The 18,255-nt window shown below is 54.6% G+C and carries 18 protein-coding genes and 1 tRNA gene; 8 read left to right on the top strand and 11 right to left on the bottom strand.

Features of this window, described 5'->3' with window-relative positions; all coding sequences use genetic code 11:
• The first annotated feature begins 7 nt into the window (after window positions 1-7).
• The 8 genes from tpiA (at window position 8) to H586_RS20150 (ending at window position 6,170) form a co-directional block, all read left to right on the top strand.
• On the top strand, window positions 8-760 hold the full coding sequence (gene tpiA, locus H586_RS0111020; protein ID WP_027182049.1) for a triose-phosphate isomerase: 753 nt from the start codon (window positions 8-10) through the stop codon (window positions 758-760).
• A 48-nt stretch (window positions 761-808) separates the two neighbouring features.
• Window positions 809-1,138, top strand: a complete 330-nt coding sequence (gene secG, locus H586_RS0111015) for a preprotein translocase subunit SecG (protein ID WP_027182048.1) — start codon at window positions 809-811, stop codon at window positions 1,136-1,138.
• A gap of 6 nt (window positions 1,139-1,144) precedes the next feature.
• Window positions 1,145-1,230: transfer RNA gene (locus H586_RS0111010), tRNA-Leu, on the top strand.
• An 80-nt stretch (window positions 1,231-1,310) separates the two neighbouring features.
• A complete protein-coding gene (locus tag H586_RS0111005; protein ID WP_027182047.1) occupies window positions 1,311-2,453 on the top strand; it encodes a glycosyltransferase family 2 protein in 1,143 nt (380 codons plus the stop codon).
• A 195-nt stretch (window positions 2,454-2,648) separates the two neighbouring features.
• Entirely contained in the window at window positions 2,649-3,770 is a 1,122-nt protein-coding gene (locus H586_RS0111000; protein WP_011367892.1) for an MlaE family ABC transporter permease, read from the top strand.
• A 3-nt stretch (window positions 3,771-3,773) separates the two neighbouring features.
• On the top strand, window positions 3,774-4,547 hold the full coding sequence (locus tag H586_RS0110995) for an ABC transporter ATP-binding protein (protein WP_027182046.1): 774 nt from the start codon (window positions 3,774-3,776) through the stop codon (window positions 4,545-4,547).
• The gene (locus tag H586_RS0110990; RefSeq protein WP_011367890.1) at window positions 4,544-5,575 is read left to right on the top strand and encodes an MlaD family protein; all 1,032 of its coding nucleotides are present in this window, start codon (window positions 4,544-4,546) and stop codon (window positions 5,573-5,575) included. The genes H586_RS0110995 and H586_RS0110990 overlap by 4 nt, the downstream gene beginning before the upstream one ends.
• Window position 5,576: 1 nt before the next feature.
• A complete protein-coding gene (locus H586_RS20150) occupies window positions 5,577-6,170 on the top strand; it encodes a PqiC family protein (protein WP_011367889.1) in 594 nt (197 codons plus the stop codon).
• A 142-nt stretch (window positions 6,171-6,312) separates the two neighbouring features.
• Here the strand turns inward: H586_RS20150 and H586_RS20465 are convergent, their stop codons facing one another.
• From H586_RS20465 to xerD, 11 genes are all read right to left on the bottom strand, one after another.
• The gene (locus tag H586_RS20465) at window positions 6,313-6,474 is read right to left on the bottom strand and encodes a hypothetical protein (RefSeq protein WP_011367888.1); all 162 of its coding nucleotides are present in this window, start codon (window positions 6,472-6,474) and stop codon (window positions 6,313-6,315) included.
• 79 nt (window positions 6,475-6,553) lie between these two features.
• Window positions 6,554-7,246 carry a LexA family transcriptional regulator gene (locus tag H586_RS0110975; protein ID WP_234702958.1) on the bottom strand — a complete coding sequence of 231 codons (693 nt, stop codon included), beginning with the start codon at window positions 7,244-7,246 and terminating at the stop codon, window positions 6,554-6,556.
• Window positions 7,247-7,321: 75 nt separating this feature from the next.
• Entirely contained in the window at window positions 7,322-7,765 is a 444-nt protein-coding gene (locus H586_RS0110970; RefSeq protein WP_011367886.1) for a methylglyoxal synthase, read from the bottom strand.
• A 13-nt stretch (window positions 7,766-7,778) separates the two neighbouring features.
• Window positions 7,779-9,026 carry a diaminopimelate decarboxylase gene (lysA, locus tag H586_RS0110965; RefSeq protein WP_011367885.1) on the bottom strand — a complete coding sequence of 416 codons (1,248 nt, stop codon included), beginning with the start codon at window positions 9,024-9,026 and terminating at the stop codon, window positions 7,779-7,781.
• 22 nt (window positions 9,027-9,048) lie between these two features.
• Window positions 9,049-9,525 (bottom strand): hypothetical protein, encoded by a 477-nt coding sequence (locus tag H586_RS0110960; protein WP_011367884.1) that lies wholly within the window; start codon window positions 9,523-9,525, stop codon window positions 9,049-9,051.
• Complete coding sequence (gene mutS / locus H586_RS0110955) at window positions 9,515-12,229, bottom strand: DNA mismatch repair protein MutS (protein WP_011367883.1); 2,715 nt, start codon at window positions 12,227-12,229, stop codon at window positions 9,515-9,517. Before mutS ends, H586_RS0110960 begins: the two co-directional genes overlap by 11 nt.
• Window positions 12,230-12,309: 80 nt before the next feature.
• A complete protein-coding gene (locus tag H586_RS0110950) occupies window positions 12,310-13,449 on the bottom strand; it encodes a tetratricopeptide repeat protein (protein ID WP_034619153.1) in 1,140 nt (379 codons plus the stop codon).
• A gap of 17 nt (window positions 13,450-13,466) precedes the next feature.
• Window positions 13,467-13,847: a lipopolysaccharide assembly protein LapA domain-containing protein gene (locus H586_RS0110945; RefSeq protein ID WP_011367881.1), complete on the bottom strand. Its 381-nt coding sequence runs from the start codon at window positions 13,845-13,847 to the stop codon at window positions 13,467-13,469.
• A 10-nt stretch (window positions 13,848-13,857) separates the two neighbouring features.
• A complete protein-coding gene (locus tag H586_RS0110940) occupies window positions 13,858-14,358 on the bottom strand; it encodes an HIT family protein (protein WP_011367880.1) in 501 nt (166 codons plus the stop codon).
• 173 nt (window positions 14,359-14,531) lie between these two features.
• Window positions 14,532-17,228, bottom strand: a complete 2,697-nt coding sequence (locus H586_RS0110935) for a CBS domain-containing protein (RefSeq protein WP_027182044.1) — start codon at window positions 17,226-17,228, stop codon at window positions 14,532-14,534.
• A 16-nt stretch (window positions 17,229-17,244) separates the two neighbouring features.
• Complete coding sequence (gene xerD / locus H586_RS0110930) at window positions 17,245-18,174, bottom strand: site-specific tyrosine recombinase XerD (protein WP_027182043.1); 930 nt, start codon at window positions 18,172-18,174, stop codon at window positions 17,245-17,247.
• Window positions 18,175-18,255: the final 81 nt, after the last annotated feature.

Genomic DNA, 18,255 nt, shown 5'->3' with positions numbered 1-18,255 from the left:
TCAGACTATGAAAAAACTGATGGCTGCAAACTGGAAAATGTATAAGACCCCGCAGGAAGCTGCGCTTACCGCCGGAGAACTTGTAAAAGCTGTGGGGACAGTGCCGGATGACCGTGAGGTACTTGTTTTTCCGCCTTTTGTGGGGCTTGCACAGGTTGCTCAGGCTTTTTCCGGTGTTGCCGGTTTTTATTGCGGAGCTCAAAACGTCTATCCCGCAGATGAAGGAGCGTATACCGGCGAAATATCGCCGGGGATGATCGCGTCTACAGGTGCCGCGTGGGCGTTGACCGGACATTCGGAGCGCCGGAGCGTTCTGGGTGAAAGCAGTGCCTTTGTGGGGCAGAAGACCGCATTTTGTCTGGAAAAAGGCCTGAATGTGGTGCTGTGCATCGGCGAAACGCTGGAAGAACGTGAAGGCGGGCAGCTGGAAAAGGTGCTTCGCGGACAGCTTTCCGAGGGGCTGTCCGGTGTGCCGGCCGGTATTGCTCCTGAACGGCTGGCTATAGCTTATGAGCCTGTCTGGGCCATAGGTACAGGCAAAGTTGCCGGTACCGCCGAAATTGCCGCAACCCACGCTGTGGTGCGCGGTATGCTGCGCGAATTGTTGCCCGCAGCGGCTGATTCCATGCGTATTCTGTACGGTGGCAGCGTAAAGCCCGACAATGCGGCCGCTATCATTTCTCTTGACAATGTGGACGGAGTCTTGGTAGGTGGCGCTTCTTTACAGGCTGAAAGCTTCAGCCGGATAATTCTTGCCTGATTTCCGCCGGTGCGGAATCGCATATAGCTCCGAGGAGGAACAAGAACCGTGCAAACTGTGATTCTCACTCTCCACATCGTCGCTTGTATCGTGTTGACGGTGCTTGTATTGCTTCAGTCCGGCAAGGAAGGAATGGGCGTCATTTTCGGTGGCGGCAGTTCTTCCATGTTCGGCGGGGCGGGTGCCGGCGGCATGCTGGCAAAGCTGACTGCCGTTGTTGCCGCCCTTTTTATTGTCACGTCTCTGAGCTATAACTACATCAGCGGTGCCAGCCACCGTGCAGAGTCGAGCATAATCGACGTGCAGGTTGAAAAACCCAAGCAGGCTCCGGTAACTATCGAAGAACCTGCTGAAAAGCCTGCTGCTTCCGATCAGTAGATATTTGCCGAGGTGGTGGAACTGGTAGACACGCTATCTTGAGGGGGTAGTGGATTACGTCCGTGCGGGTTCGAGTCCCGCCCTCGGCACCATTGAGCGGAAAAGCGTTGCGGCGGAAAGCTGCAGCGCTTTTTTTGTACACGCGTTATGTTTTCAGCGTTACGGAGAAGGTATGGCCCCTAAATTGTCGATAGTGATTCCGGCTTATAATATGGAACGCTGGTTGCCGGTGGCGCTGGAGTCGTGTCTGTGGCAGACAGAAAGCGATATTGAAGTCATTGTCGTCAATGACGGTTCCGCTGACAGGACTCTTGATGTTGCAGGCATATATGCCGAGGCGGACAGCCGGGTAAAGGTTTTTGATCAGGAAAACAGGGGCGCCGGAGTCACGCGTGAAGTCGGTCAGCAGCTTGCACGCGGCGACTATCTGCTGTGGCTTGATGCCGATGACTTTCTGGACAGAGATGCTGCGCAGAAAATGCTTGCCGTTGCCTATCGTGACGATGTGGACATGGTGTGCGGCAACGCGGTGGTTTTTTCCGAAAAAACGTTTAATACCCGCAGGTATTTTTATCTTCCGGAGGCTTCCGGCATTACGTTTGACGACCCTGCATACTGGAAGAGCAAGGTTCTCTGGCGCTGGATTTTCAGAACAAGTTTCCTGCGCCGTATAGGCCTTACCCATCCTGCATTCAAGCTCGGTCAGGATGTATGCAGTATGTATCAGGCTCTGACTTCTGTGAACAGATTTTCTCAGTGCGGCCATTTCATGTACTATTTCCGTCAGGATCACAAACGGACATCCATGGCGTTACCCCTTGAAGTGGATCATCAGATAGCCCATTTCATAGAGGTCAAACGCATCCTGCTTGATGCCGGTGCGGTAAAGCCGCTTGTGAAGTATCTTAATGAAAATCTGTTCAGAGATATAAAAAAGCTGGCTCCGCGGATGACAGGCGAGGATGCTGTCTGGCGGGAGCGGTGTGTGAGTCATTGTCTGACCCTGTTTGAAGGCCTTGAGCCTGCATGGTTCCGCTCGGATTTTCTTGCTCCGCAGCTTAAGGAGCAGACGGCCTTTCTGCCGCTGGTAGATGCTTTTATCAGCAAGGATATGCAGGAGATAGAGGCTCAGCTGGATATCTGGAAAGCTAAAGGACTGAAGCGGAAAGCAGCCGACAAGGAAAACAGCTTTCACACACTGCGGCGGCGCATCAAGGCTCTCTGCACGCTCCGTTCTTTGAAAACCAGATTTCTTTTGCGCAGCCTTGAGCGGCGAGCCCGCCGCAGGCTGTCAGAGCAGGGAATACCCTGGTAACTCCCGGTAATGCTTCCATGAATTCTGCAACCATAGTTCAGTCGTGCCGCATCATCAGCTAAAGGGTGCCGTGTGACATGTCAGGAGGGGCTTCGGCCCCTCTTTTTTTGTTCACATATAGCCATGTCTTTTCTTTTGGCGTAGTTGGTATTGAGTAGTTTTGCTGAAGAACCATTGCGTGGAGAATGTTTCCTTATGGCCAGAGTTGATCTGCAGCATGACGGCGCGGGACGCTGTGTGATTGTTTTTCAGGGCAGATGGACGCTGCACGACACTGTCCCTTCTGTCGGAAAGCTCGCGCTCCGGCTGGAAAGTGATTGCCGCGGAGGGGCTGTTTCGTTTTCATGTGCCGGACTGACGGCATGGGACAGCCGCTTTCTCACATTTTGCCGTTCTGTGCTGGAAACGCTTGAAGGCCGCGGTATTGCGTATGACACATCCGGGTTGCCCGACGGTGTGCTGCGGTTGCTCTCACTGGCGGCGCAGGTTCCTGAAAGAGAAGGCGCAGCCGTCAGCAGAAAATCGCCGTTATCGGCCAGAATGGGCGAAGCGTTGCATGCCGCGTTTGCCGGTACGATTTCGGTCATGGAGTTCATCGGTGATGTAACTCTTTCCGTTTTACGGATGTGCATCGGAAGAGCAGTGTTCCGCTGGTCTGATACTTTTGCATTACTCCGGTTTTGCGGTGCGCAGTCGCTGCCGATTGTCTCGCTTATCAGCATGCTGGCCGGGTTGATTTTTGCCTTTGTGGGCGCGGTGCAGCTTAAGATGTTCGGTGCGGAGATTTATGTGGCGAGCCTTGTGGGGATTGCCATGCTGCGTGTCATGGGTGCAGTGATGACCGCTATTATTGTGTCCGGACGCGTCGGGGCTGCATTTGCGGCCGAGCTGGGAACCATGCAGGTCAACGAGGAGATCGACGCCTTTTCCACATTCGGAATTTCTCCGCTGGATTTTCTTGTTCTGCCACGGATGCTGGCTCTGGTACTCATGATGCCGTTGCTGTGCGTGTATGCCAATCTTATGGGTATCGTGGGGGGGGCGGCCGTGGGCTGGCTGATGCTGGACATCAATCTGCACCAGTATTTCAATATGACGTGGCAGACGGTTTCTTTAACCCACTTCGGGGTAGGTATTGCACATAGTGTGGTTTTTGGTTTTGTTGTTGCCGTGTGCAGTTGCTATATGGGGATACACTGTGGAAGGAGTGCTTCTGCTGTGGGTAAGGCGACAACGTCTGCTGTTGTGTCAAGCATAGTCAGTATCGTTGTAGCTACTGCTGTTATAACGTTTCTGTGTAATATTCTCGGGATATAATCTATGAGCACAGATTCAGAACACCTTGGTGTACGCGGGCTTAAAGTGGCCTATGGTGATTTTGTTCTGATGCGGGATGTGTCCTTCAGCATCAGGCGGGGGGATATTTTTGTCATTATGGGGGGCAGCGGTTGCGGCAAGAGTACTCTTCTTAAGGTTCTTGTGGGGTTGAAAAGCCCTGATGAAGGACAGGTGCTGTATGAGGGGCAAAGCCTGTGGCAGGCTGATGCCGGCGCACGGCGCGACATGCTGCGCAAAACCGGCATGCTGTACCAGAGCGGCGCATTGTGGAGCTCGCTTTCTCTGGCTGAAAACGTTGCTTTGCCGCTGGAACAGTATACTTCCTTGAATAAAAAGGAAATCCGCGAGCTTGCTGAATTCAAGCTTGCACTGGTGGGATTAGCAGGATTTGCTGACTTTTACCCTTCTGAAATCAGCGGCGGAATGCGCAAGCGGGCCGGATTGGCCAGAGCCATGGCTCTTGACCCTGAAATCCTCTTTTTTGACGAGCCTTCAGCCGGTCTGGATCCGGTCAGCGCGTACCTGCTGGATGAACTGATACTGGAAATCCGCGAATCATTGGATGCCACTGTTGTCCTTGTGACACACGAATTGCCCAGTATTTTTGCCATTGGCACTAATTCCATTTTTCTGGATGTGAGCAGGCGTACAATGACTGCTTCCGGAAATCCCAAAACATTATTAAATACTTCTGATGATCCGGCATTGATCAGGTTCCTGACCCGCGGTCAGGGACATGTGCAGGAGGTACGGTGAGCAGGTTTAAAAATTCTTTTGTGGTGGGAGTGTTTGTCTCCGGCGCATTGATTGTTGCAGTGGCTTCTGTGGCATTGTTCGGTTCGGGGCGTTTTTTTACCGAAACCGTGCAGTGTGTCATGTTTTTCAAGGGAAGCGTTAAAGGGCTGACCATAGGTTCTCCCGTGATGTTCCGCGGAGTGAAAGTGGGATCAGTTTCCAGTATTTCCATTTATACCGATCCGGAAGCTCTGGAGTTTACCATACCGGTGGTTGTGGATTTTGATACCAGGCAGATGGTGGTTTCTTCCAGTGCAGTCACGTCGGGCGAAGCTTCTCTTGAACAGATGCTGGGCGTTGGAGAGCAGGGAGTGTTAGACCGGCTGATTGGCAACGGGCTGCGGGCGCGCCTTGACCTGCAAAGCTTTGTGACCGGTCAGCTTGTCATCACGCTGGATTTTTATCCCGATACCAGACCTGTCCTGCATGAAAGGGCGCGGCTGCCTGAAATTCCCACTATATCATCAGCCATGGAAGAGGTTGCCAGAACGCTTGAGCAGATTCCCGTCAAAGAGCTTGCAGGACGGTTTGCGAACACGCTGCAGGCTGTGGACAGGTTGGTCAGCAGACCTGAAACACAGGCCTTGCCCGCGGAGCTTCTTGCCCTTGCGCAGGAGGCCCGTCTGGCTGTGTCGGCTGCAGAAAGACTGATGCGGGACACGCATGCGGCTGTGGAGCCGCTTGGTAAGAAGTCGCAAGATGTGCTCGGCAGATACGGTTCACTGGCGGATACTCTGAAGTCACAGACCGAGGAAACGGCGGTTGCCATGCGCGCTTCGCTGGATGCACTGGAGGCCGCTGCCCGGCGTTCGGAAAAAGCGATGGAAGGTGTGGAGGCGCTTACAGCCCCTGATGCTGCCATCGTGCGTGATATGCGGGAAGCGTTGAGAGAGCTTACAGGCGCAGCCCGTTCGTTGCGGGTGTGGGCTGATTATCTTGAGCGGCATCCGGAAGCCCTGATCCGGGGCAAAGGTGAGTACAGGAGGTAGCATGCGTATGAGTGTCTGTTCCGGAGTTTTGCGGGCTTTGTTATGTCTGCTGTTTGCTGCAGGTTTGCTGACAGGTTGTGCGGGAAAAAGCGCCCCCACGAGATTTTATCTGCTTTCTGCTGATGACGTGCTGCCGGCCGCGGTGCCGCAGGAAGCCCGCGCAGTGCTGTGGCTGGAAAAGGTCGAAATTCCGCCGTATTTGGATCGTCCGAATATCGTTGTACGCGGAGATGCAGGCCGGATCTATCTTGCAGAGTTTGATTACTGGGCTGAGCCGCTGCGTGATTCCATCTCGCGCATGTTGGCCAGAAAACTTGCCGGTGATACGAACCGTGCTGTTGTCACAGAAAGCTATGCGGCCGGTGAAGACCGGGTGAAGATTGTCATTTTGCGTTTGGATGCTTCGACAGACGGTGATGTGACAATGGAAGCCATGTGGCGGCTGGACAGCGGTGGTGCGGATACCGGGGAGTGGCACTACTTTGTGAACAGGCTTTCTGCGCAACAGAATAATTACAGCGGATATGTGCAGGCTCACAGCCGCCTGCTGGCGTTGCTGGCAGAAGACATCGCGCGCAACGTGCCTGCCATCTGACTCTTTCGTTCTTTTGCCATGTGCATAAAAGCCCGCCGACACCACACCGGCGGGCTTTTATGTTCGGGGAATGGACAGCATGCGCAGTCAGCCATTGCTGCGGAGCAGTGCGTGTTAACTTTTATTAACACCACAGCCGCAGCTATTTGAGCTGATTGATATCCAGCTTGTTGCCGCAGCAGGGACAACGGGCAAGCAGGGCAGAAGAGTCTTCATCTTCGCAATTGAAGAACACGCTGCTCCATGAGTTGAAAAGGTAGCAAACCCAGACTGCTGTTCCGCAAGTGCAGAATCGTTTTTGCATGGCGGTCTCCTTGTTGCAAAAAGTGAACATGTTTTTGTAAAATAAAGGGCGGCGGGCCGCCCGTATATATATTGTCCTGTCAGCGGTACTCTCTGCTTATCCAGATGACTTTGCCAATCACCCTGACAGTTTCAATTTCATCGCCCTGAAGAAGCACCGGAGAATATGACGGGTTTTCGCTGAGCAGTACCAGACCTTCGGGGGCACTTTGTACGCGCTTCACAAGTACCGAGTCATCCACGCCCATGGCGAAAATGGCTCCGTTGCGCAATGTCTGGTTTCCCTGATCAACAAGCACAGTATCACCTGCAAATATTTCCGGTTCCATACTGTCTCCCACCACATCCATCAGTACCATGTCTGCGGGATTTCCTTTACGGCGCAACCATGTACTGTGGAACAGATGCTCTCCGGTCGCAGTGGCGCCCACTTCAAGCGAGCCGCCCCCCGCAGATAGTTTTGCCTCCACTTTAGGTACGGGAATGAAAATTCCGTCCGCCATGTCGGAAGCGGCAGTGCGGAGCGCATGGCTGCCAGAGCCTGATTCCAGCCAGTCAGGGGACAGCGCAAACATGCGTGCGATTTTCAGTACCCACTTCTCAGGCACTTTTTCACGCTGTTTGGCCTGTGAAACGGCGGACCTGTTAACCCCCAGCGCCCTGGCCAGCGCTTGTTGGGTGTTTATTTCGGTCGATTCTTTCACGCGCCGGAAGAATGTATCAAAAGACAGCTTCTCCATGGTGTCCTTGTTGCTTTGCTGTTTGGTGTTCACTTTTGTAAACGCACGCTCCAAAGATGTCAACGGTCAGAGCGCATAAAGTTAATTTTTGTTAACGTGTGCAGATTGCTATTTAGCGCCAAGACGCTTCACGTACGGAGTATAATCTTTTATTTCAGGAATATACTCTCCGGTCATAAACGGGCTGGTAATAAGGAAGTCCGCTGTGGAGCGATTGTAGGCTGCAGGGATGTTATACAGCACTGCCAGTCGCAGCAGTGCTTTGATGTCAACATCATGAGGATGAGGTGCCATGGGGTCGATGAGAAAGAAAAGCATATCCAGCCTGCCTTCGGCAATCATGGAACCCAGTTGCTGGTCTCCGCCCAGCGGGCCGCTTTTCATGGGGGTTATGGTCAGGTCGCCGAAGCGCTGACGCAACAGCCCGCCAGTGGTGCCGGTGGCAAATATCCTGTGCGGAATAAGAGCCTGCAGGTTGTGCTGCACCCAGTCCAGCAGGTCTTCTTTGCGTTCGTCATGCGCCACCATGCCGATGTTACGCTGGCCTTTCATAGTGCCTCCGCTTTTAAGAACGTGTTTCTTCAGGCGCAATGAGGTCCTCATAGGTCTCTCTGCGCCTGATGAGGTGAGCAGTATCACCCCGCACCAGAACTTCAGCGGCACGAGGCCGCGAGTTATACTGCGAGCTCATGGTGAACCCGTATGCTCCGGCGGAGAACACCGCCAGCAGTTCGCGCGGTTCCACCGCAGGCATGAGCCTGTCGCGTGCCAGAAAATCGCCCGATTCACAGATGGGGCCCACAACATCCACCGTGTGTTTTGCCCTGCCTCTGGGGCTGACTTCGGCAATATGATGGTGTGACTGGTACAGAGAAGGTCTGATAAGATCGTTCATGGCGGCATCGACAATGACAAATTCTTTGGTAGCGGTTTTTTTGGTGTACTGGACTTTGGTGACCAGAATGCCCGCGTTGCCTGCAATGACCCTTCCGGGTTCCAGTATCAATGTGATGCCAAGTCCCGAAAGCATATCAGTAAGCAGCTTGCCGAATTCCTGCGGATGAGGCGGTTCTTCGGTGTCATACGGTATTCCCAGTCCTCCGCCCAGATCTATGTAGTCAATGCACAGTCCTGCAGAGCACAGCTTTTCCCGGAAAAGAAGTATCTTTTCGACAGCTTCTCTGAATGGTGACAGACTGGTCAGCTGTGAACCTATATGGCAATCAATACCCATGGGTGTGATGGCGGGCAGTTCCATGGCACGCATATAAGCCGCATAGGACTGTTCCATGTCCAGACCGAATTTGTTTTCTTTCAGTCCGGTGGATATGTACGGGTGGGTATGCGGGTCCACATCGGGGTTGATGCGCAGAGCTACGTTGGCTGTGTGACCCGTCTGGTTGGCCACTTCGCTTATTTTTTCCAGCTCTCCCATGGATTCCACATTGAACATCAGGATGCCAGCTTCCAGTGCCTGCAGAATTTCAGTGCGTGTTTTTCCTACTCCGCTGTAAACGATTTTGGCTGGCTGAATACCTGCCCGCAACGCTCTGAAAAGCTCCCCGCCCGATACAATGTCCATGCCTGCGCCCATTTTGCCGAGAAAGCGCAGAATGTGCATGTTGGAGCATGCTTTCACCGAATAGCAGGTGAGGTGGGGCAGCGCACCGAATGCTGAATCAAACGCTGTGAAATGGCGCTGAAAAGTCGCTTTGGAGTATATGTACAAAGGAGTTCCGTATGTGGCCACAAGTTCCTGAACAGCTACATTTTCCACAAAGAGTTCATTGTCGCGGTATGTGAAATGATGCATGGAAACTCCTTTTGATCTGCGGCTAGCGCAAAGTCATCATCTTGATGGTGCTCAGCCCGTACGGGGCGTTGCGGTGGGTGCTTCTGGCCACAAATCTCCAGCGGTAGCTTGCCGCGTCATCGTCAACGCAGATAGTCTGCATGAACTCTGTGGATTCGCCCTGCAGGCCCAGCATACCGGCAGAGTATGTCCGGCGCATGGTGGGCTTGAAAGGACAACTGGGGCAGTTTGCATCTTCCGCAACAGCTTCCAGTTCTATAACCACGGAATCAAGCTGCAGCATGTCACCCTGCAGTGAGCCGGAAAAACCTATGCAACCGTCCCCTGCGGGAACAGCCTGTGCGGTAACCCATGTGAATGTGCCGGGCTTGTCCATAGGCAGCGGCGGCCCTTTTTTGCCGCAACCGGTGGCCGAAAAGGCAAGGGTCAGCAGGGCGCAAAGGCAGAGCAGCCTTCTGCACAAAGTCCGTGCGTGTGTGGTTCTGCGTTCAGCATTCATTTTTTCCGGCTCCCCATAAAGTTTTCCATTCCGTCAGGACGGTAAGGGCTTCCAGTGGTGTCAGGTTGTCCGTGTCAAGGTCACGCAGGGCGGTAAGCACGGGAGGCTCAGGCGGCGTGACGGTCTGAGGTGGTTCTGCACTTGCTGTTGATGGCGGTTCGGGCATACCCGGCAGCAGCGGCTGGGCTTCGTGGTATGATGCCGGGCGTCTGGTTCCGTCAGCTTTGCTTTTCTGCTCCAGTAACTCCAGAATCTGTCGGGCACGTTGCACCACGTTTTGCGGTACTCCGGCCAGCTTTGCCACCTCTACACCATAGCTGCGGTCGGAAGGACCGGGCACCAGCCGGCGCAGAAAGACAATCTCGCCTCCCCATTCCTTTATGGCGATGTTCATGTTGTGCACGCCGGGAATGGTTCCCTCCAGCGACGTCAGCTCGTGGTAATGGGTGGCAAACAGCGTGCGTATGCCGGCCTGCTGTTTTTTCATAAGTTCTTCAACTACAGCCCACGCCAGAGCCAGTCCGTCAAAGGTTGATGTGCCGCGGCCGATTTCATCAAGTATGACCAGACTGCGCCTGGTGGCCTGCCGCAGAATACGGGCTGTCTCCATCATTTCAACCATGAATGTGGACTGCCCCTGCGCCAGATTGTCCGAAGCCCCCACACGCGAAAAAATACGGTCGCACAGCCCTATGCGCGCCTCCCGTGCAGGAACAAAAGAACCTATCTGGGCAAGAATGCAGATAATCGCAGCCTGTCTCAGGACTGTGGACTTGCCGGCCATGTTGGGGCCGGTAATCAGCAGCAGGCGGCGCTGGTCATCTATGCGCAGATCGTTGGGGATGAATCCCGCAGGTCCCTGTACGGCTTCCACCACAGGATGGCGTCCTTCGCGGATGACAATATCCTGCCCGTCATGCAGAACCGGGCGCACCCAGTTCCAGTGCCGGGCGGCTTCCGCCAGTCCCTGCCAGTGGTCAAGGGTGGCCAGCAGATCCGCCATGAAAAGCACTCTCGGTCGGGCTTGGGCCACATGCTCGCGCAGTTGCTGAAACAGCTTCAGTTCCATGGTCTTGCGCTTGTCGGCTGCTGAAAACAGCTTTTCTTCCAGCTCCTTGAGGCGCTCTGATGTATACCGTTCGGCGTTGGCCAGCGTCTGACGGCGAACAAAGGTGTCGGGCAGTTCTTCCGAAACAGACTTCGGTACTTCAAAATAATAACCGAACACTCTGTTATTGCCGAGTTTTATTTTGCTGATGCCTGTGGTCTGCTGTACCTCTGCAAGCAGGTCATGCAATTTCGAGGCTCCGTGTTCGGAGAGATCCATCAGCTCGTCCAGAGCAGGGTGGAATCCCTGACGGAACAGTCCGCCTTCCGTGATGACGTGGGGCGGGTTGTCTACCAGCGCTTTTTCCAGAAGATCGTGGTAGTCGGCAAGGTCATCCCAGCTTTTGAGCATTCTGTGCAGAAAGGGCGGCAGGGCGGCCCCCAGCTGTTCTTCCGGAGTGGCGTATCTGCCGTCTCCTGTCTGCGGGGCCTCCAGCAGTTCTCTTACTGCCGGCAGTGCTTTCAGGCTCTGCCGCAGCGCCACGTAATCCCTTGGGGTTGCCCGGTTCAGAAAAATCCGGGTGCTCAGCCGCTCGATGTCATAAACCGTATCAAGTGCTTCTCTGAGCTGTCTGCGCAGTGTGTTGTGGGCAAAAAAGTGCGAAACGGCTTCCTGCGTTTCGTCAATGGGGGCCTGTTCGCGCCACGGGTGTTTCAGGCGTTCCTGCAGCAGTCTTCCGCCCATGGGGGTGACCGTATGGTCCAGAACATGCCACAGGGTGCCTTTGCCCTTGCGACCGTCCAGCCGTCTGAAAAGCTCGAGATTCCTCTCGGTTATTTCGTCAAGCAGCAGATGTCGGTTCAGGTTCAGCGGCTTGAACTGGCAAAGGTGGTTAAGGTCCTGCTTCTGTGTCTGGGAAAGATATGTGAGCAGCGCCCCGCAGGCCCGGACGAGTTCTTTGCGGTTTTCCAGCCCCAGTGCGCCGAGTTCGGCAACCTGCTGGGCAGACATGATCTTTTCCGCCGAGCGTTTGTAATCAAAATAAGCGCGTTCCGGCACTTTGCTGAACTGGGTTTCGGTCAGTTCCAGCGATGCAGGCGGTGTCAGCGTGTCGGCCAGCAGCAATTCGCGGGGCGCCATTTTCTGAACCCATTGCCAGAGTTCCTGTTCTTTCCGGCTTTGCAGTCCGGACCACTCGCCTGTGGAAAAGTCCACCCATGCAAATCCGCCGGCTCCTTCCGACTTGTCCCAGCACAATGCCCCGAGATAGGTGTGAGCCTTGGGGGAAAGGTTTTCGTCCTCCAGCGCAGTGCCGGAGGTCAAAACTCTTATGACTCCCCGCTTCACCAGCCCCTTGGCTTCTCGCGGGTCTTCCATCTGTTCGCAGATGGCGACTTTGTAGCCTTTATCCACCAGCTGGCTGATGTAGCTGCGTGCGGAGTGATGGGGCACACCGCACATGGGCACTTTGTTTTCGGCATTGGGGTTGCGGCATGTCAGGGCTATCTGCAGCTCGCGGGCAGCGACTTCCGCGTCCTCAAAGAACAGCTCGTAAAAGTCGCCCATACGGTAAAAGAGCAGGGCGTCAGGATACTCGGCCTTGATGTTCATGTATTGTTCGAACATCGGGGTCAGCTTTGGAGAATGGCTAGTCATTTATTCAGATGAACAATCGTATGTATTTTATTTAATTTAAAATATATTGTTGATGAACAATGCTTTGCGCATGCGGGAAATCAGTCCTGCAGCGAGGTCCTGAACGCAATGGAGTGCCAGCTGCGGCAGCGCGGGCACCGGTAGAATGTGGTTTTGCGGTGCAGGCCGCACGCACGGCACACAAACTTTTTCACATGGTGTGCCTGCTCAATGAAAAATTCAAGCTGGCTTTTGAAGACAGGCGAAAGCTGCTGCTCTTTCATGGCAATATCAAGCAGCGCAAGGCGGGCCGCCCAAAAGTCCGGGCTGAGCACCATGGTTTTGGCCAGCCACGCATTGGCCGTTTCTGTATCGTTGCAGCGCAGCAGGTACAGCGCGCCGTAATATTGCAGCAAAAGATCCGGCGACTGTGCCTCAAGCACGGGCAGTACTGCTTTGCACAGCTGAACGCGGAAATCTTCGGTCCGCGTGGCGGTGCTGCTGCCGGAAGGCGAAAGCTGCAGCAGATTTTCCAGCAGAAGAAAGCGCAGGTCGGCAGGAACAGTTTTCAGAGCCTCATCCAGCCGCTTGCGTGTTGCCCGCCAGTCCTCATTGCGCGCGGCCAGGCCTATCAATTCCTGACGGGCTTCAATGCTGCTCTGATTGGCTTTCAGGGCTTTAGACAAAAATTTTCGGGCTTCGGCTTCGCCATGAGACTGCATGACCTCCTGCGCGTGACGCACCAGATAGTGTGCCTGCGGGATACGCATTCCCAGCCTGCCGAACAGTGTGGCCGCCTGCAGAAAGTTTCCGCTTTCCGCGTGGAGCCTTGCCGTATCACGGGTTATTTCGTCAGATTCACCGCTCAACCTTCTGGCCTGCTCAAAAGCCTGCAGCGCCCGGTCGATGAATCCGCCGCGTTTGTAGTCGTGTCCCAGCTCAAAGTACACTCTGGCCTTCAGGCGGTCTTCAAGGCTGGGGCGCGCAATCAGCGTGCTGCGCAACTGGACTGCGCGCTCTATGTCGCCCTGGGCACGGTAAAGGTTGCCCAGGGCGAGATAAATCTCAACGGAATCGGGGTCGTTGCGGACTGCCCGGCTGAGCGCACTGATGGCCGCGCGTCTGTCACGCTCTCCGGGGTCTTCTCCCTGAGGCGGCGTCAGGATGTTTCTGTCGCCGGGGGAAGACAGAAAATCCGGAAGCTTTATGCGGGGCAGTTTGAAGCGTGACAGAAATGACACATCATTCTCCGCTGTGGTTAAGCGTTGGCGGACGTTTTTTCTGCTGCGGGCTGTGCAGGCATTTCTTCGGCGGCAGGCAGCTGAGCGGACTCTTCAAGCGGAAGGGTGCGCAGCGAGTTAACTTCTTTTTCCAGACGGCCTATCTGCTTGCGTGCACGGCGCAGGGCCGCACCCAGACGGATACGCTCGGCGATGAAATACACCAGCGTTGCAAGCGAACCGGCCAGAAAGCCGAGCAGCAGCAGGAAATAGAAGGGCAGGGGAATGGTTTGCCAGGCCCCCATGAAAAGATCGAACCGGAGCGTGATGGGCTGTGAAAGCACCTGCGTGTTCTGAACAAAGAACAGCATGGATACAAAAAACAGCAGCACCAGTCCTAATACTTTAATGAAACGCATATATCTCCTCCTAAAGTTGTTCGCCCGCGGGCAGCCTTTCAAAATACGGTTTCAGTGCGGCATAGGTGGCATTAAGATGCTCGGGTATGACGCGCGTTTCGTCCATCACCGCCATGAACGAAGAGTCTCCGTTCCAGCGGGGCACAAGATGGAAATGCAGATGCTCACGGATTCCGGCCCCGGCAGCTTCTCCCAGATTCAGCCCCACGTTGATGCCCTGCGGAGAAAAACGCTCATTGAGGATGCGGACGCATGCCTGAATCAGATCCATGTTCTCATGCGCCTCATCCACTGAAAGTTCCGCCAGATTCATCACATGGCGATAAGGGGTTACCATGAGGTGACCATTATTATACGGAAATTTATTCATGATGACAAAGTTGAACTTGCCCCGATACAGAATAAGCCTTTCCTCATCTTCCTGCGTGTGTTCGGGAAGACAGAAAACGCAGGTGTCCGGTTTGGGGCCGAGGATGTACTCAAGGCGCCATGGTGCCCATAGTGTTTTCATATTTTCTCCGTCTGATTTCCCGCAAGGCCGTCTGCATGATAAGCGCCTGAAACGGGCGGCAAGCGCGGCAAACGCCGCCTGTGCCGTATGATACCGGTGTTGAAACTACCTACACAGTCAATACGTTGAACGCAATCAAATCCTTGCAGTGATTAGTGCCCGGTGCCGCGCTGCTATTGCTGTTCGTCGCGGCCGTAATTATAGCGGCGCAGCATGCTGTGGGCCAGCTCCAGCTGTTCTTTACGGCTGTGGGCTGCTCCGTCCAGTTTGGCTGCCAGCACATGGTTCAGCACCTTGCCGAAGCAAGGGCCGGGGTGCCCGCCCATGGCCTGCAGGTCTTCGCCGCTGATGTCTGTCCGGATATCCCGCAGCTTGGTAAGGTAATGCGAGACGAATTTGCGGATTTCATCCACACGTGTTCTTGCCATGATGTAAAGAAGGCCTTCGGGCGGCAAAGAATGCAGGATGTTGTAAAGTCCGCTCATGGAACGGTCTTTTTTCAGCCATGTGGAAAGCAGGGCCGCCGCTTCACGGGTGTTTTCACGCAGCAGCATAAAATCACGGCTCTGCTTACGCGGCAGATACAGTCTTTTAAGCAGATCGCGCACGTCGGCATATTTGGCATTGTGGCACAAGGCAAGCAGATGCACAGTCCATGCTTCCGCCGCAGGGTCCTGATACAGCAGCCTGTGCCAGCCGAGCACCTTTTCCACGTCGGCGATAATTTGTTCTTTGCCATAGCTCAGTGCCAGCACCGGATGCACACTGCGCAACAGGTCGAACTCTTCCATCCTTTTAAAGCAGGCAAGCGGGGAGGCCTCTTCAGTGATAAGGCGCAGTTCGTGGAACAGGCGTGAACCGGACAACTTTTCCATGAGTCCGAGACCGAGAGCGTTTTTGATGAGCCGTGAAGTCTGCGGGCCTATAGCAAAATTGTATCGTTTTTCAAAGCGGATGGCTCTAAGAATCCTGGTGGGGTCTTCCACGAAGCTCAGCGAATGGAGTACCCGGATACGCTTGTCTTTGATATCCTGCTGCGAGCCGAAAAAGTCCACCAGTCTGCCGAAACTGCTTTCATTGAGCTGAACTGCCAGAGCGTTAATGGTGAAATCCCGCCGGAAGAGATCCATCTTGATGGAAGATAGCTCTACAGTGGGCAGGGCCGCAGGGTATTCATAATATTCCAGTCTGGCCGTAGCCACATCTATCCGGCTTTCTACACCGTTTTCGTCATCAAAGATTACAACTGCGGTTTTGAACTTCTGGTGCTCGCGTATGCGTCCGTTCAGTTGTTTTGCCAGTCTGCGGGCAAATGTTATCCCGTCTCCTTCAACAACCAGATCAAGGTCCAGATTGGGCCTGCCCAGCAGCAGGTCGCGTATAAAGCCGCCAACAGCGTATACCGCGACCCCTGAAACATCCCCCAGCTTTCCTGCGGCTTCCAGCCAGCCGCAGTGCATGCGGGGCAGCCGTTCACGTATCAGCGAACGGATGTTCCGGTCACGCTTTCTGTCGGGCTGAAGCGTTTCTGGAATCCGGGCGGGCTCTTCAATTATTGTATTGATGAGATCCGTCCGGGTGATCACTCCGATGGCGTTGCCGTTTTCGTCCACCACGGGCACCAGACGCTGACGCTGACCTACTATTATTTCCATCATGGTGTGCAGGTCGTCTTCGGGCGATGCAGTATGCACATGGCGGTTCATGTAGTCGGTCACGGGGGCTGCGCCCAGCCCGTGAGCGACTGCGCGGGTGGCGGTCTGGTATTCTATGTAGCCCGTACAGCGTGCGGTACCCGGCATCACCACCGGCACGGCCTTCAGGCCGAAGCGCTGCATGGTTTCCGCCGCTTTGGCAATGGTTGCCGTTTCCGGTTCGGCAATGACCGGCGCAGACATGATGGAGGCGACAGTCAGCTGTTTGTTGACCGCGGAATAGAGAAGCGTAAAAAGTTCATCCTTTACTTGAGAAAGTGTTTTGAATTTGACGGATGCTGAAGCTGCGTATGTGTGTCCGCCACCGCCGAAACCGGAGCATATGGCTCCCACATCAACGTCTGAAGAGCGTGCGCGGGCCACTATCTGTACCCTGTCTTCCATGCGTCCCAAAGCAAAGAGCACGCTGATGTTTTCCATATCCATCAGCTTGTGGGCCAGCAGGGCAAAGTCGCCCATGTATTCATCCATGCTGGCTTCGGCTATCACAACGGGAACACCGTTGATGTCGTGCGTGTGCGCTGTTTCAAGCAGTTCATTAAGGGCGGATATCTGTTCGCTGGTCAGATCACGGGTAAGCAGTTCAGAAATGGTGTTCAGGTCCATTCCCTGCGTTTTCAGCCAGCCTGCGGCGGCAAAGTCATGTTCGGTGGTTGAGGCAAAGGTGAAGGAGCCGGTATCCTCAAAAATACCCAGCCCGATGATGGTGGCTTCATCCGGAGTAAGCGCGAGTCCGGCCTGTTGTATTTCGGTGGTCAGGATGGTGGCTGTGGCTCCCCACTGGCGGACCGTCACAAGGCTTCCCTGTATGTCCTCGTCCGTGTCGGGGTGGTGGTCATAAAGGTGTACTTCAACTTCCGGACGTTCAAGTATAGCATGAACATGAGGCACCCTTGAGTGCTGGCGGGTGTCGACTATGACCAGCTTTTCAACGCTGGTTACATCAATGTCCTTTGCCTGCCGGAAGTTGAAAAGATAGGTGGCGCTTTTGATGAAGAAGTGTCTCAGGGTGCGTTCCTGGCTGCCGGGGAAAAGCAGTGTGGCACCGGGGTATAGTCTGCCTGCGGCGATAATGGAAGCCAGCGCGTCAAAATCGGCATTGGCATGGGCGGTCACAACCACGGGGGCGGCTATAAGAGGGGGTGAAGTCGTCATACGTTTCTGACCGTCGCTAGATTTTGATTTTGGAGCGCGGATGGAACTGTTTGTGTATCCTGCGCAGGCGTTCTGTTTCTACGTGGGTATAAATTTCGGTGGCGGCGATATCGGCATGGCCCAGCAGCAGCTGGACCGTACGCAGATCGGCGCCGCCTTCCAGCAGATGGGTGGCAAATGAGTGCCGGAAAGTGTGCGGTGATATCTGCCTGTGTATGCCTGCATCTGCCACATGCCGCCTGACAATCTTCCAGACTGCCTGTCTGGTCAGCCCCTTGCCGGAGCGGTTGAGGAAAAGAATATCTTCCACGGGTTTGAAAGCCGGGCGCCAGTCGCGCAGGTATGCGCCAAGAAAACGGGCCGCGGTTGCATGGACCGGCACCGTGCGCTCTTTGGCCCCTTTTCCGAAAACACGGACAAGCCCTGTAAGCGGATCGAAATCGAGGGGCTTGAGAGTGATAAGTTCTGATACCCGCAGCCCCGCAGCGTACAGAAGCTCCAGCATGGTTCTGTCGCGGAAGCCCAGCTTTTCTTTAAGGTCGGGCTGTGCGAGGACTTCGGCAATTTCCTGCTGCGAGAGGTACTCGGGCAATGACTTGGGAATTTTCGGATTTTCAAGAAATCTGCAAGGATTTTCACTCAGCAGATTCTGTTCTGTGCCGTAGCGGAACAGTCCGCGAAGCGCGGCAAGCTGGCGGGCAAGCGACTTGCTTGATAGCCCTCTGCGCCGCAGGTGCATGATATATAAAAGCAGGCTCTGGTCCGTCACATCTTCAAGCCGGCTTTTTTTCTGGTGCAGAAAATCGAGAAAACTCTGAAGGTCCGTGCCGTATGACGACAGCGTGTTTTCAGAAAGTCCGCGTGAAATAAGCAGATGCTGCAGAAAGCTGTCAACAATGGGGTGGGGCGGGGCGGCAGCTTCATTTTTCTGAGAGTTTTTCAGCATGGTATTCTATATCTGGGTCTATTGATCAGGGTATGTTTTCAGGATACTACACAGGGCTGTAATTCGGAACAAGAGCTAAAA

The organism is Oleidesulfovibrio alaskensis DSM 16109 (genome assembly GCF_000482745.1).
Classification (GTDB): Bacteria; Desulfobacterota; Desulfovibrionia; order Desulfovibrionales; family Desulfovibrionaceae; genus Oleidesulfovibrio; species Oleidesulfovibrio alaskensis.
Note: the sequence above shows the minus strand (reverse complement) of the source record. Positions and strands in the feature narration are given on the sequence as shown.

What these genes read in the sequence shown, in the direction of transcription:
- tpiA (WP_027182049.1), top strand. Translation starts at nt 8, where the DNA reads ATGAAAAAACTGATGGCTGCAAACTGGAAAATGTATAAGACCCCGCAG.
- H586_RS0111005 (WP_027182047.1), top strand. Translation starts at nt 1,311, where the DNA reads ATGGCCCCTAAATTGTCGATAGTGATTCCGGCTTATAATATGGAACGC.
- H586_RS0111000 (WP_011367892.1), top strand. Translation starts at nt 2,649, where the DNA reads ATGGCCAGAGTTGATCTGCAGCATGACGGCGCGGGACGCTGTGTGATT.
- H586_RS0110995 (WP_027182046.1), top strand. Translation starts at nt 3,774, where the DNA reads ATGAGCACAGATTCAGAACACCTTGGTGTACGCGGGCTTAAAGTGGCC.
- H586_RS20150 (WP_011367889.1), top strand. Translation starts at nt 5,577, where the DNA reads ATGCGTATGAGTGTCTGTTCCGGAGTTTTGCGGGCTTTGTTATGTCTG.
- H586_RS20465 (WP_011367888.1), bottom strand. Translation starts at nt 6,474, where the DNA reads ATGCAAAAACGATTCTGCACTTGCGGAACAGCAGTCTGGGTTTGCTAC.
- H586_RS0110970 (WP_011367886.1), bottom strand. Translation starts at nt 7,765, where the DNA reads ATGAAAGGCCAGCGTAACATCGGCATGGTGGCGCATGACGAACGCAAA.
- lysA (WP_011367885.1), bottom strand. Translation starts at nt 9,026, where the DNA reads ATGCATCATTTCACATACCGCGACAATGAACTCTTTGTGGAAAATGTA.
- H586_RS0110960 (WP_011367884.1), bottom strand. Translation starts at nt 9,525, where the DNA reads ATGAATGCTGAACGCAGAACCACACACGCACGGACTTTGTGCAGAAGG.
- mutS (WP_011367883.1), bottom strand. Translation starts at nt 12,229, where the DNA reads ATGACTAGCCATTCTCCAAAGCTGACCCCGATGTTCGAACAATACATG.
- H586_RS0110945 (WP_011367881.1), bottom strand. Translation starts at nt 13,847, where the DNA reads ATGCGTTTCATTAAAGTATTAGGACTGGTGCTGCTGTTTTTTGTATCC.
- H586_RS0110940 (WP_011367880.1), bottom strand. Translation starts at nt 14,358, where the DNA reads ATGAAAACACTATGGGCACCATGGCGCCTTGAGTACATCCTCGGCCCC.
- H586_RS0110935 (WP_027182044.1), bottom strand. Translation starts at nt 17,228, where the DNA reads ATGACGACTTCACCCCCTCTTATAGCCGCCCCCGTGGTTGTGACCGCC.
- xerD (WP_027182043.1), bottom strand. Translation starts at nt 18,174, where the DNA reads ATGCTGAAAAACTCTCAGAAAAATGAAGCTGCCGCCCCGCCCCACCCC.